The 14,570-nt window shown below is 33.4% G+C and carries 12 protein-coding genes and 1 pseudogene; all 13 read right to left on the reverse strand.

Features of this window, described 5'->3' with window-relative positions; all coding sequences use genetic code 11:
- Positions 1-20: 20 nt before the first annotated feature.
- Positions 21-1,256 (reverse strand): restriction endonuclease subunit S, encoded by a 1,236-nt coding sequence (locus tag AX762_RS02040; protein WP_071847512.1) that lies wholly within the window; start codon positions 1,254-1,256, stop codon positions 21-23.
- Positions 1,249-2,871, reverse strand: coding sequence for a type I restriction-modification system subunit M (locus tag AX762_RS02045; protein ID WP_071847500.1), 1,623 nt, complete (start codon positions 2,869-2,871; stop codon positions 1,249-1,251). The genes AX762_RS02040 and AX762_RS02045 overlap by 8 nt, the downstream gene beginning before the upstream one ends.
- A gap of 18 nt (positions 2,872-2,889) precedes the next feature.
- On the reverse strand, positions 2,890-3,510 hold the full coding sequence (locus AX762_RS02050; RefSeq protein ID WP_071847501.1) for a recombinase family protein: 621 nt from the start codon (positions 3,508-3,510) through the stop codon (positions 2,890-2,892).
- A gap of 173 nt (positions 3,511-3,683) precedes the next feature.
- Entirely contained in the window at positions 3,684-4,253 is a 570-nt protein-coding gene (locus AX762_RS02055; protein WP_071847502.1) for a hypothetical protein, read from the reverse strand.
- Positions 4,254-4,475: 222 nt separating this feature from the next.
- Positions 4,476-4,886, reverse strand: a pseudogene (locus AX762_RS12930) (nucleoside hydrolase); the annotation flags it as partial.
- 95 nt (positions 4,887-4,981) lie between these two features.
- Entirely contained in the window at positions 4,982-5,158 is a 177-nt protein-coding gene (locus tag AX762_RS12935) for a hypothetical protein (protein WP_371261622.1), read from the reverse strand.
- Between the two features lie 633 nt (positions 5,159-5,791).
- Positions 5,792-6,937: a galactonate dehydratase gene (gene dgoD / locus AX762_RS02070; protein WP_071847504.1), complete on the reverse strand. Its 1,146-nt coding sequence runs from the start codon at positions 6,935-6,937 to the stop codon at positions 5,792-5,794.
- Between the two features lie 21 nt (positions 6,938-6,958).
- Positions 6,959-8,362: a PTS galactitol transporter subunit IIC gene (locus tag AX762_RS02075; protein ID WP_256244354.1), complete on the reverse strand. Its 1,404-nt coding sequence runs from the start codon at positions 8,360-8,362 to the stop codon at positions 6,959-6,961.
- 24 nt (positions 8,363-8,386) lie between these two features.
- Positions 8,387-8,662 (reverse strand): PTS sugar transporter subunit IIB, encoded by a 276-nt coding sequence (locus tag AX762_RS02080; RefSeq protein ID WP_034549847.1) that lies wholly within the window; start codon positions 8,660-8,662, stop codon positions 8,387-8,389.
- 21 nt (positions 8,663-8,683) lie between these two features.
- Positions 8,684-9,142, reverse strand: a complete 459-nt coding sequence (locus tag AX762_RS02085) for a PTS sugar transporter subunit IIA (RefSeq protein ID WP_071847505.1) — start codon at positions 9,140-9,142, stop codon at positions 8,684-8,686.
- A 41-nt stretch (positions 9,143-9,183) separates the two neighbouring features.
- Complete coding sequence (locus tag AX762_RS02090; protein WP_071847506.1) at positions 9,184-9,804, reverse strand: bifunctional 4-hydroxy-2-oxoglutarate aldolase/2-dehydro-3-deoxy-phosphogluconate aldolase; 621 nt, start codon at positions 9,802-9,804, stop codon at positions 9,184-9,186.
- Positions 9,805-9,858: 54 nt separating this feature from the next.
- Positions 9,859-12,741 (reverse strand): sigma 54-interacting transcriptional regulator, encoded by a 2,883-nt coding sequence (locus AX762_RS02095; RefSeq protein WP_071847507.1) that lies wholly within the window; start codon positions 12,739-12,741, stop codon positions 9,859-9,861.
- A 588-nt stretch (positions 12,742-13,329) separates the two neighbouring features.
- The coding region (locus AX762_RS02100; RefSeq protein WP_071847514.1) for an IS1380 family transposase at positions 13,330-14,570 on the reverse strand (1,241 nt) is incomplete at its 5' end.

Consider the following 14,570-nt stretch of genomic DNA (forward strand, 5'->3'; position numbering starts at 1 on the left):
CTCCCCCCATTTCTTTAGTCTTAAACGAACATCTTTTGTAGCATAGCTTTCTTCAGTTCTTGATAGGTTTCTAGTTTCTTTTGATGCAAATTAATAGTCTCATCTAATTGTTTGAAGAAATCTCCTATTTTTTCTTGCTCTTCTTTTAAAGGAATTGTTATTGTTAAATTTTCAACTGCAGAATAGTTTACATAAATTTGAGTACCACCTTGAACAATTTTTTTAACTTTTTCTCTGAAGGGGTGATTTAAAACTACATAAGCGAATTTCGGGTCAAATAAATTTTTTGGAGAAATTATTTCTGTTCTTTGATTAATTATAAATTCATCATCCGATTCAATAAGTAAGCTTCTTCCGATAATGGTACCATTTGCCGTTTTGTCATTTAAAACCATGGTTAGCTCATTTTTTCTAACAATTCTTTTACTTGTAACTTCATTTGACATAACACGGATACCTTGGTCTACATATTTACTTTCAGTTCCATAACTTCCTATGGAAATCACTTTGTACTTTCCTGATTCAGAAAAATGTTTTTCGATAGCGGTTCCACCTCTATGAGATGCGAGTTCACTTAACTTACGTTGTTCCCAATTATCAGTAAATCCAGCAAATCTTACTCTTGGAACGGTTTCTCCTTTTTGTGGAAACATCTTTTGCAACATAGCTTTTTTAAGTTGCTTATGGTCTTTGAGAAGTTGTTGCTCGAGCGTGATAATATTATCCATTTTACTGAAAAATAATCCTAGCTTTATTTGTTCTTCTGATAATGGAACAAAACAAGGTGTTTCTCTTATGGTATTCAATCCTAGATTCTTGATAGTTGAACCCGTAAGGTTACTAAAAAAATAATTTTTGATTTTGTTTGTTTGTAGTAATTGATACATAAATTTTTTATCAAATTTAGTAACTTCTAAAAAAGAAGTACTCTTTCCTAACATAACGTTTTCGCCAGCATAATAAGCTAAATTACCTATAGTGCCGTTTATTGATATTAATATTGTATCATTATTCAATAATTTATCTTTTTTTGATTGTTGTTCTTCTTGTACAAATTTTGTTTTTTTAGTGATAATAATCTTTCCATTTACTAGATTATTCCCGTTTATAAATGCTACCTTACCTGTCTCAGAATATTGAGGAGTACCGTGAAGTCCGTCACCAATTCTAACTGCCCCATCTCCTAGATTACATTTTTTCCAATCCGCATTAAATCCACCAAACCTAATATTAGGAGTTAACTTTTCTTTATTCATTTTTATCACCACTGTTCACCAATTGCGAAATAAATTCATGCAGTTCTTTATCTGCTTCTTCTGTTGTTCCATGCAATTCTGTTAGCATACCAAGCAATTTATTTTCTGCATTATTTAAATCTTTTTTAGTTTGTTGAATGTTTGTAGAAATTGTTTCTAATGGAATCTCTTCTTCTTCTTCAAACGTATCAACGTATCTCGGAATATTTAAGTTGTAGTCATTTTCTACCATCTCTTCAAATTGAGCTACGTAAGCATACTTTTCTATATTTTCACGTTTACTGAAAGCTTCTAATATAATATCGATGTGTTCATCTGTTAACGTATTTTGGTTTTTTGCTTTCTCAAATCCCTGAGAAGCGTCGATAAATAAAACGTCTTTTGTTGGACGATCTTTTTTCAAAACAATAACCGTAGTTGGAATTGATGTGTTAAAAAAGATATTAGCCGGTAAGCCAATGACCGTATCAATAGCACCATTATCTAGTAAACTTTTTCTAATCTTACCTTCAGCTCCTCCTCTAAAAAGAACGCCATGAGGTAAAACAATAGTCATGACACCTGTATCTTTTAAGTGATAGAAACCGTGTAGTAAGAATGCAAAGTCTGCTTTTGATTTCGGTGCTAAGACGCCGTAAGTTGAATAGCGGACATCTTCTAAGAATCCTTTATCAGCAGACCAATTTGCAGAATACGGGGGATTCATTAGAACGGCGTCAAAGTTTGTTGGTTCTTCCGTTGGCCAATCTTGATCTAAGGTATCTGCATTATGCAATTGTTGGTTTGCAGTTGATACACCATGAAGGATCATATTCATACGAGCTAAGTTATACGTAGACGTATTTAATTCTTGGCCAAAGTAAGAAATCGTACCTGGTTCAATAGAGTATTTTTTTGCATTCAACAACAAAGAGCCTGAACCCATTGTTGGGTCATAAACAGAAAATCCTTTTTGATTTTCTTTTCCTTGAAGCACAATTTGAGTCATTAGTTTTGCAACCGGTTGTGGCGTATAAAATTCTCCTGCTTTTTTACCTGATTCAGAAGCAAATTGACCGATTAAGTACTCATAAGCGTCCCCTAATACATCGCCTGCATGTCCTGCCATATTTAAAATAGATAATTCTTTCATAACATCAGAAATTGTTTGATTTTGCTTTTGAGGTGTTGTTCCTAATTTTTTAGAATATAAGTCAATATCTTCAAAAAGATTCTCGAATATCTCACTCGATTGTTCAATATCACGGAAACCTTGAACTAGGTCCTCTAATTGAAAAGAGCCATCATGGATAGCAGTAATTTGAGCCGTGAAGGTTAATTGTGGTTCAATCGTATAAGAAAACTCATCTTGTAATTCATCTAACAAATCTTCTTTGATATCACTATCTTGACAAGCTTTTACATATAGATTTTGGGCTATTTCTAAATCTTCTGTCGGTTCTTCTAATAAAACAGATACATAGCGAAGCATATTATCAGAGAGGTATTTATAAAAGACCAATCCTAATAAATAACTCTTATATTCATTTGCGTCCATTTTTGAGCGTAAAATATCTGCTGAATTCCAAAGTGCTTGGTAAAGTGTTTTCGAATTTTTTTCTATTTTTTCTGCCATTATGTAATTTACTCCTCTTTACTCTATTTTCTTTTGTATTTCCAGTTCTTTCTTAATACGATAGACTGTATCACGTGTTACACCTGTTTCTTCTGCAATTTTTTTAATTGGTTCATCAAGTTGTAATTTACTTACAATCACCTGATAGGTCATTCGATCTTTAGGATTAATTGCGTTCGCAGAATATTTCAAAGGTCTTCCCTTATAATATCCTTTTTTCTTTGCAATTTCGATTCCTTGTTGCTGCTTCCGCTTTATCTCTTCTCGCTCGTTCTCTGCTGTCCAAGAAAGTAACTGGACAATCATATTGCGAATCAGTTTTTGTAAATTAGGATCTCCTAATTCTTGATTTAGAATTGGTAAGTTTAAAACCATTAATCCAATTTCTTTCTGATCGAGTTCTTGAACTATTTGAATAATATCATCATAATTTCGTCCTAAACGATCCAATGATTCTACTATTAGTATATCTTTTTCTCGTAGAAATTGTAGCGCTTCTTTTAGCTCTACTCTGTCTATCGTATTTTTCCCCGATATTTTTTCTTGAAATAATTTTTCTGCTCCAGCATTTTCTAGTGCTTCTAATTGTCGGTCCAAATTTTGTTCCGTTGTAGATACTCGTGCATAACCAACTTTCATATTATCCCTCATTCCGAAATCATTTAATCGACACTTATAATCTACACTATAAACACAGTAAAATCAATACACGTCATGTGTCGATTATGGGTACACCCTAATCGTACACCGTAACCAGGTTACCAATAACAGTAGTTTATGGTAACTTTTGTTTCATCATGATTTAACCTCCTTTATTTCTTCTGAAATACGTTTCCGCAATCATTACAGTGCCATCTGTCTTTGCCTTTTTTACCTGCAAAACCTGCAAGTGTACCAATACCACCAGTTAAGGCTCCACCTACAACCGCTTTACCAACTGAGAAGCCTTTTTTGTTGTTATCCATAAACACTACATTGGTTGATTTGCACTTAGGACACTTCAGAGCATGTTTATTGACTTTTTCTTTTTTGACTTTCTGTGCTTGCTGTACTTGCTGTACTCCAAACCCACTTACTGTATCAACTGTAATTTCTTCGTTTTTTTCTTGAAGTAGTTCAAGAAATTTATTCAAGTCTTCTTCCTGTTTACGTGTGTAAATAAATCCATTTGAAAATATTACAGGATTAGCTATAGGTTCTCCAGTGAATGAAAGAAAACAATTTCCATGTTCAGCAATACTGGCCTTCTTTACATAAACAACCTTAATCTCACTAATATTGAATTCACCATTAACATAAACTTTGCCCGTTACATTAACATTGCCATCCTCATCAATATCAATTGTCTTCTTAGGCATTGCTCCAAATTTAAATGTTGTCATAATAACCTCTCCTTTTGTAATTTTTTTAAGTATGCAGATTATTTCCTTTACTTCTAGTTCATAAAGGCTCGTCAGGTGTATTCGTTCGTGCTTGTCGGAATAACCGCTATAATCGTTTTATTTAACCATACTCTAATCGTACAGTATTTTATAATAAAAGACTGTCAGTTTAAACTCTTTATATTTAGTAATATCCGGGTAATTCATAGATTCTCTTAAAATCTATTTTAAAAGTAAAAAAAGAGTATATATACATAAATGTAATAGATTCTTTATAGGATTACTCTTTTTTAAAACAGGATAAATTTTTCTTTTACAAGTATTATTTTTTTCTACTGTAGCCACATTAACATGAACGTTGTCTGTATTTGTATGAATCGCTGTACTGTCGTACATAGTTAAACCAGTCTCCGTGCTCCCTCCTCGATATCTTTTAAATAAACCATAAAACATTTCTCCAACTTTATTCATCGCTTTTATCTTTTGACTATCTTCTGGGTAAACTAAGACTTTTAAGCCTACCATCACAGTCGGCTCAACTGAATCAAACATAGTTTTGGCCGCTTCCGGATCAAAGCCAATATTGAATTCAGACAAGATTCCGCTATTTCCTCTAGTAAGAGAACCCCCATAAAAATGACTTCTTTGATTTCGTTTCTGGACACATTTTTAAGTGCATCGCGATATTGGTCAGCGGCCCAATCGCTACAATTGTGATAGGGTCTTCGCTATTTAAGATGATTTCTCGCATGTTCTTTTAATAAGAAATGATTCGTTGGTTTTTTAAAATCATATCCTTCCATACCTGTTTCGCCATGAACACGACTGGCATTCTTGATGTCTCTAATTAAGGGTGCATCTAAGCCCTTGGCCACAGGAATATCTTTGCCAAAAAATCCAAGCAACTTTAGCGCATTTTAGGTGACGTAGTCCAATCCAGTATTTCCTGCGACAGTCGTAATCAATTTTACTTCTAATTCATTGCTATATAGCGCAATCGCTAGCGCTATATAGCAATGAATTAGAAGTGAAATTGGTATCAATAATAATCTGCTTTTAAGTCGAATGTATTTCCTCTTTCTTATTTTAGTAAAATAGTTTTCATACAATTATAACCTCTAGGAAATTAATTATATATTCTGTTTTTTTGAACGGTTTTCTTGAATATTACCTAAAATCATAATATAAAAGAATTATTCACTTTATCTTCCGCATCGTATGTAACTAACAGAAAGAACGATGTAATTTATTAAGATGAGAATCTAATTCTTTAATAATTGTTTTAATCTTTTGGTATCTTTTTCTACTTTTTTTCAAAAAATTGAAACTCTGAAAAGTAGGTACCGATATTACTGATAAGTTAGAAAGATCTTTATTTTTTTCAACACATTTCTGTCTTTAATGTGGTTATAGTTTAGTCAATGAAAAAATTTACAATATCATCATACTCTTCTTTATGCAAGCGTTATCATAAATGTAATCTACAAAAAGAGACCGAGAAATCTAAACTTCTCAGTCTCTTTTTAAAATATTTTAGACTACCATTCAGCTATAGTACCATCATAGTGTTTCCATTGAGGATTTGTCCAGACTAGTCCTTCTTGAGAAATTTCTTCAATCAGGTCTTCATTTAATTCTAAACCAAGACCAGGTTTAGACGGAAGATCAACGAAGCCATCTTTATATTGAAAAACTTCTTTGTTATGAACGAAATCTAATAAATCAAATCCTTTATTATAATGAATTCCTAAACTTTGCTCTTGAATAAAAACATTTGGCGTACAAGCGTCAACTTGTAACGTTGCAGCTAATGCAATCGGCCCATATGGTGCATGTGGTGCAACAGCTACATCGTAAGCTTCAGCCATTGCTGCTATTTTTTTAGTTTCTAAAATACCACCAACTAAAGCAACATCTGGTTGAATAATATCTATACTTCCTTGTTTGAAGATATTTTTAAATGCCCATCTAGTATATAACCGTTCTCCAGTTGCTAATGGTGTAGCTACATGGCGTGCAATCTCAGAGAAAGCTTCCTCGTTTTCTGGCAAAACAACCTCTTCTAAAAACATAGGTTTCAATGGTTCAAGTTCTTTAGCTAATACTTTTGCCATTCCTTTATGGACTCTGCCATGAAAATCCACAGCAACTTCCATTTCATATCCTAATTTTTCGCGTATTGAAGCAACCCTATCTACTACTTTTTGTACTTCTTTAAATGAATCGATGTAATGTAATTCTTGAGTTGCGTTCATTTTCACAGCTCTAAATCCTCTGTCGTAACGATCCATTGCTTCAGTAACTACATCTTCAGGTCTATCGCCACCGATCCAAGAATACACTTTAATGTTGTCACGTGCAGCCCCACCTAATAACTCGTAAACGGGAACATTAAAATACTTACCCTTGATATCCCATAAAGCCATCTCTATACCAGATACAATCGTTCCATTTATTGGTCCGCCTCTAAAAAATGAGCGGTGAAGTTCTTGCCACAATCTTTCAATCTCAAACGGATTACGACCAATAATTCTTTTACCCATTTCATATGCTCCAGAGACAACTGTTTCTGTTTTTGTACCAGAAATCATTTCTCCCCAACCTTCGATACCTTCATCTGTACTTATCTTTATAAAAATCCAGCGTGGCTTAATTTTGTAGACTTTAACATCTGTAATTTTCATTGTTCACCCTCCATTTAATAATCATATAGCTTGTTCTTCTATTTCCATTTCATTTTTTTCTCTCTGTTCTCTAGCTTGTCTCGTGTTAGGCTTCATAACTTCAAAGTAATACCAGAAAATTGCTATGATAAAAATCATGACAGGCAGTGTTACTAGTAATGGACCAACAAAAGCAAAGAATACTAAGAAACTATGCGTTAAGCTAGTTGCTGAAAATGATGAGATTAATAGAGCGCTACCTGCAACCGCTACCTCAATACCCACTGAACCTGCAAGCTCTGTAAGAATAGGGGCTGTAATTGTACCTGCATATAAAATAGCTGCACTAGTTGTTAATCCAATAATGATATTTTTGAAGAAATTTCCTCTTGTAAGAGCAACGACTAAAGCAATTCTAAAAGGAATAATCGCTAAGTCAGCAAAAGGTAACATTCTATTCCCTGGTAGAATAAATGCAAGTCCAATAGTTAAAGGAATTAAAATTAATGCAGTAGTAATTACATCTTGATTTCCTACTACAACCGCTGCATCTAAACCGATAAATAATTTTCTGTCTTTAAATTTCTTCTGAGACCAGTCTTGCGCCGCTTCTGAAATGGGCATTAATCCTTCAACGAATAAAGAAGTCATTTTAGGAATAATAACCAATACAGCAGCCATACTTACACCTAATTGCAATGATGTGGTAATATCGTACCCACCTAATAATCCAATAGCCGAACCTAATATTAAACCTAAAACCATCTGATCTCCGAAAAACCCAAGATATTTTTGAACATCTTTAAGAGTGACATTAATTTTATTTATGCCAGGAATTCTATCTAACAACCAATTTAAAGGCCAAGCAAGCACTAATGTTGAAGTTGCTGATACTGTTGGTAATGAAACTCCAGGTATACCAAAGAATTTTTCAATCATTGGTTGAGACCAATCTGCTATCTTAAAGGTTGTAATTGCCATTACAACTGAGGCTCCAATACCAAGCCAAATGTTTGTTGTAACATAATGAACCATTATTCCAACAATTGCCATATGATGATAATTCCAGATATCAACATCTAATGTATTGGTTGTTTTAGTCAACAGCATAATGATATTAACTGCAAATATTGAAAGTACAAGAAACACAATGATAGGAGAAGACCAAGTAACAGCCGCAATAGAGCCCCAACCTACATCTAATACATCTAAGTTTATTCCAATATTATCTACCATCGCTTGAGAAGCAGGACCTAAGTTTGCGGCCATGTAATCTAGCAGTAATCTGATCCCAGCAAAACCAATTCCTAATGTCAAACCAGATTTAAATGCTTTTCCTAATTTTAAACCAAAAAATAACCCAATAACGGTAATAATAACGGGTAACATTACTGTTGGCCCAGCTCCAATAAGCCAATCAAATCCTGACATTACTGCATTCCACATAGTATTTCCTCCTGAATCAATTTTTTATTTTAAATAACTTATAATTTCTTTTAAAGTCTCTTCTTTACCAATCCCAGTTAATAAAGATAAACCGGCTACAACAGGTGTATTAACCTGTCCGCCAAATTGACCAGTTGTTACAACTAAATCATAATTATCTCCTTTTCCAGGAACCTCCATCAATTTACATTGTTCAGTTTTAATATCTACTCCTTCTTTTTCAGCATAATCTCTTATTTTTGAAGCTACCACAGTTGATGTTGCAATTCCGTTTCCACAAGCTACTAATACTCTTTTCATAATAAATTCCTCCTGCTATTTTTAATTTAAGTATGGTTCTAACATAGTTAATACTTTATTTTTATCTGTCATTTTCGTAATTTCTCTTGTTAATGTATCATTTTGAATAATTGAGACAACTTTTTGCAACATTTCTATCTGACCATGTGCTTCTTTTATGGCTAACATCATAACAATCTTTACATCTAACTCTTTTTCAATATTTTCCATTGAACAAAACTTCGCAGAATTTTTTAGCATACCGATAGCAATAGATGTTTTATGAACTAACTCATTATCTGCATGAGGAATAGCAATATTTACACCTAAGGAAGGCAAGCCAGTAGGGTATATTTTTTCTCTCTCTATAATGGCTTTTGGATATTCTGGTTTAACATAATCATGTTCAAGTAACTTATTCGACAAAAAATTCAAGATGTCTTCTTTTTTTTCAAAGTCTAAATCAATAAAGACTAAATTTTTATCGAGCTTCAATTTCATCTGTGCCTCCACTCCTTTCCTTTAATTCTAAAAATTTGCTGTTATTTAAAAACTTTATTTTCAAATAACAATAAAGATTCTTTTAGTCCTTTAATGTTTTGAGTTAAAACATCTTCTTTATTAAAAATCCCTGAAGCTATACCTACATAATCAGCACCATTTTCAAAGAAGCTAACCGTATTATCTAAAGTAACTCCTCCAACAGCCATTAAAGGAAGTTTTCCCAACGGAGCTTGAATATCGTTGAAAAATTTCTTTCCAACCGTGTTCGCTGGAAAGATTTTTATAATATCTGCACCATTCATTTTAAGTTCCATTACTTCTGTTGGTGTCATTGCTCCAGGTATACTTAAAATGTTTTTTTGTTTGCACATTTCTAAAATCTCTTTACTTAGTTTGATAGGAGATAATATAAATTGAGCTCCGGCATCTATAGCATTAGTTGCATCTTCTAAAGACAATACAGTCCCAGCACCTATATAAAAATTATTTCCATACTCTTTTGATATCTTGTTAATTGTTGTAAGAACATCTGGTGAATTCAATGTAATTTCAAGTGCATAGTGATCATGCTTACCTTTTAAAACATCCATAACCGTTTTAACCTGTTCGTAATTATACCCACGTAAGATAATAGTAACTTTTGGAAAGTTGTTTTCCATTTTTCCGCCTCCTCTGTTACTTATATACATGCAAGTACCGTGCCAACTTTTGGCTCATAGTGTTATATCGGTTAAAATAGAATGAACCTCTTCTTTTGTAGTAGCCTCTTCAAGCAGTTGGAAAACGTTGTCCTTATAGAGGATTTTGTATAAATCTTCTATTTCTTTCCCATTATCTTCAGTCAAAGCAAGAAGAAAAACAAAAGTCACATATTGGTTACTTTCCCATAAAATAGGTGTGGCTAGTTTTGTGATTGAGATGGCTGGTTTTGTAATATACTTACTTTCACCATGTGGAATAGCTACCCCACCTTCCAAAAAAGTGTTACCCATCGTTTCTCTTTTGTAGATACTTAGAATATAATCGTTTGTTACTTTTCCTTCTTTTATTAATTTTTTTGTCATCTTATCAAGAACGTCATTCTTTGTAACAAACTCATTCTCGATATGAACTAAATCTACCTCTATATATTTTTTCAGTGTGTTCTCTCTGTAAGTTTTTCCTTTATTATTTATAATATGTTGCAACTTATTGCTTTTATTTAGGAGCTCTTCAGCTGATACAAAAGGCACATCATTATAATTTGGATTAATCGTTCCTACTATTGCTATAATTTCGTTAGAATGCCTAATTTTGTCTAAGGTTACAGAGGTTTCTTCTTTAGTTAAAAAACCAATGGGAAGAACCTTAATCTCATCTATATAATTAATAATTGATGTTTCAATGTAATTTTTCAGTACCTTGGCTGCTCCTTCGCCGGTTAAACACAAGGTTACGATTATCTTTTCTCTTTCTATCGGCGAAATGATAGTACTTCCAGTTAAAAATTGCTTTGAATCAATTTCATTAGCCAATTTATCCAAGGTGTCTTCAGGTAGCAGAGAACGCCTAACAGATTCTATTACCATTAGTGTATCGACTCTTCCAACTACTCGAACCGAGACACCTGTTCTTGCTGCAATAATATCACCAAATAGTATTAACGATCCCATATCAGCTAATATAAGAACGCCTTTTCCTTGATCAGCATTTTTCACTATTGGTATTGTTTTTTCTAACATTAAGTCCGGAGAATCTGTTAAATCCATTTCTAATCCAACGGCATGATTTACACCTAATAATTTATTCGCTACCTCTACCATGCCTTTTGCGACGTTTCCGTGAGAAAGTACAACAATGCCTATTTTTATATTTTCACTTTGTAATAGACCTTTAAAATGCTTAAGATACATCGCGATAAACCCGATTTCATCTTGAGGCAAACTTATATTGTATTCTCTATCAACAAGTTCTTTAATAAGGGTACCCACTTTAAATTCTTCCTTGTACTCATTTTTTATCTTTTCTAAATTTGGGTTTATTGTTTCTTTATTAGATAGAAATCTATTAATGGCAGAATTTAAGTGAATAGAAAGTGGGAAAATTAACTTGTTGTCTAAATTTTCAAAATAAGCAGTTGCAATTTTAAAGCCTTTCTTTGTTGTTTCTAAGAGTCTAGAACCAATAATGTTTTTTAGTATTTCATAATCGCTTTCTTTTTTATAGCTCAGTGTGGAAAGACGTTCCATCTCCCCTTCAATTCTTTCACTTAAAATGGAGCTTATTTTATTTTCTTCATAATCCTCTAGTTTCATTGTCTGATACGTGTTCTCAATGAAATCATAAATCGTCTCAGTTTGTATCGATGCTGAAGCTACTTTCAGTTCTTCGCTTTTCTTACTATCACTCTCATTGACAATTAAATCGTTTTGACTAAAAGAATAAACTTCTTCATTAAAATCATTTTTTACAATGATTTCTTCAATGATTGGCTTAGGTAAATCTTGAAAATGGATACTAATTTTACTTTGTTGATTTATTGTTGCATGAAGAAATCCTTTTGCAGAAGTTGCTTGTATATCACTTTTTAACTGTCCTATATTTCCTTTACATGAATAAGATAGCAGAGATTTTATGACATCCCTTTTTATCCTAAACGGTTTATTTACACGCTTACTTTCATTTTTAAAAAACACTTTTATAAAGTCGAATTTTTCACTGATGGTTCTCTCGTGATAACTTGGCATTTCTATATTTATAGGGATCCTTCTTCTAAATGTTAGCAATAAAGTTCTGGCCGGATCTTCTGTAGTTGCTCCGATTAAAAGCAACTTACTTTTTCTTGTCAATTCAGTTTCTCCTAATCTTCTGTATAAATTTTGATCTAAGAGATAAAATAAAATTTCTTGTCCTTCAGGTGGCAAACGATGAATTTCATCCAAGAATAAGATTCCACCATCACATATTTCGACAAGACCCTTTTTATCTTCAGTTGCTCCTGTAAAAGCTCCTTTTACATAACCAAAAAGTTGAGAAAGTAATAATTGAGGGTTTTCTGCATAATCTGCGCAGTTAAATATTTCGAAGTGAGCGTTATCTTTGAAGTTTTTTGTTATTTTGCTGTATTCGTACATTTTTTGTGCAATAAAACTTTTACCAGAACCAGATGGACCAACAATCAGAGTATGTAAGCCCATTGGAGGGTAAAGTATAGAAGCTTTAGCTTGATTAATTTGTGTCTTCAAACTTTCGTTGAATCCTATCAATCCCTCAAACGGGTCTTCTTCTATTTTTGGATTTGAATTTTCTGGAACTAACACTTTTTCTTGGGCTTCTTTTCTATACTTGCTCACTGCAGAACGTGTAATAACAAAACCAGATTCGTTTAATTTTTCTGTTAGTTTTCTTTCAGATAGCGTTGGTTGTTCTGTTAAAATAGCTATGATTTCAAACTCCAGTAATTTCTTTCTTCGGATTCTTGAATCTTGAATGTTTGCTTCAATTCTTAAAATAGTAATATTTTCTCTAAAGGTGTCTAACATTTCTGCAAGCTCAATGTCAGTGTATGGGTTACGAGAATCTTCATTTTCAATAATATTTTTTAATTTAATGATCAAAGTTAATATCTCCTTATATATGGCTGAATTTTTACTAGCATTTATATTAAATGTATTAATATTCCTGCAATTATTTCCGTCAACTAACCTTACAAGCAACAATACAGCTATTGCTTGTTTTCTATTCCTGTTAGTTCTCTTAATTTCAAAATATGGGATTACACCCAAAGAAAAAACTGCTATTTTATAAAATTACCAATACATGAAGTGACATAAAGTCATGTATGTAGAATCTTATTTAATTACGGGTAAAAAACTTCTAAAAGTGTTTATAATTAATCTAATAACAATAGAGAATTATAAAAAAATGTGACAAAAATGCGACAAAGATATAGTAATTATTATTGAATTAATATACTATATATTTTATAAGCTATTAATTAACCTGAATAATTCATAGCTCTAAACTAACCGTTCATTTTTTTAAAAAATCAGCTAAATTGCTAGTCCGTTCAGTTTATTTAAAAAATTTGACCTTAGACACTATTATTTCAGTGGTAAAGTGTCCGTTTAGTTAACTGTTAATCTTTTTAGGGCAGACTTCTCCTAAAGAATCTGTCAAGTCGAAAAATTCAGTTGTCTCTTAACCTATATCCATTGGCTAGACCGCCTAAGGCGCTCAAAGATGGCATAAAAGTCAGTTTGATAGACATGATAGCTCGACAGCTTAAGATATAGGCGTCTACCTGTTTTCACCAGCTTACCAGCGACTTTCAGAAATTTAAGACGGATGGTGTGAATCGTCATTCCTTTGTCGTTTGCTTTAAACCCGATGGTTTTCAAGAAGTTGACCAGATTGTAAGCCAGGACACTGATCATCATCCTAACGTGATTCTCTATAAAGCGTGGGCTATCAGTCTTATCAAAGTAAAAGCCGGCTTTCGCTTCTTTGATAAAGTTTTCCATAGTTCCCCGCTTCGCATATAATGAGAAAATTTGATCTGAAGACGTCGTGCTTGAAAGATTCGTGACAATGCATTCATGACGAAAGAGTAGCTCGCCTGCTTCACGTGTTGAACGAATGCATATGCGACGTGCTTTAGTCCATTTTTGTGCTTGATACGTCGTGGAATGATAGCGAACTTCTTTTTCTTCCCACAGATGGTTATCTCCGTAACGAACGTAGCCTTCGGCTATTTGACCGAGTTTTCGATTGCTTTTTAAGCGAATAACGTAGTAGACATTATGGGATTCACAGGACTCATACAAATCAGGTGTAGCGAAGCCACTATCTCCACGAACAATTAATTCACTGCACGGTAACGAGTGGGTGTAGTGATCTAACAGCGGCTCAAGGAACGCTTTGACGCCTTTAGACGTATACTGATTGCCTGAACGAAGTTCAGCTTTTAAGAAATCACCCGTGAAGCCATCAAAAGCCACTAAAGGGTGATAGCCATATGTTTGATAGTGTCCATTATAATCCGTTTCTTCTTGATGTCCGTAAGTATCGGAATGCGTTGAATCTAGATCAATGATTAAGTCAGTGTCATTGCGTATGAGGCGTGCTTTGTCAATAAGTGCCTGATTCAGTGACTGAAGCTGATAGATATTCTCTACGGAAAAACGATCTAAAAAACGAGACAGTGAGGGTTGCGAAGCGAGCTGCTTTCTTCCCAGAATCGCTTGAAAGACGGGGTCTTGTCTTAGTAGATTAGCAGCGGAATCGGCAGAGTAGCCAGCAATTAGCTGCATAATAAGTTGTTCGAGTATGTCTAAATTATCATGCGTATGATAAGCTCGATTATCCTTGATATGGAGCAGTCGGTCCGCTGTATCAGAAAAACCGAAGGTGTTCATTAGTTCTTTGACTAAAACGAGACCCGAGT

The organism is Alkalibacterium sp. 20 (assembly GCF_001885615.1).
Lineage (GTDB): Bacteria > Bacillota > Bacilli > Lactobacillales > Carnobacteriaceae_A > Alkalibacterium.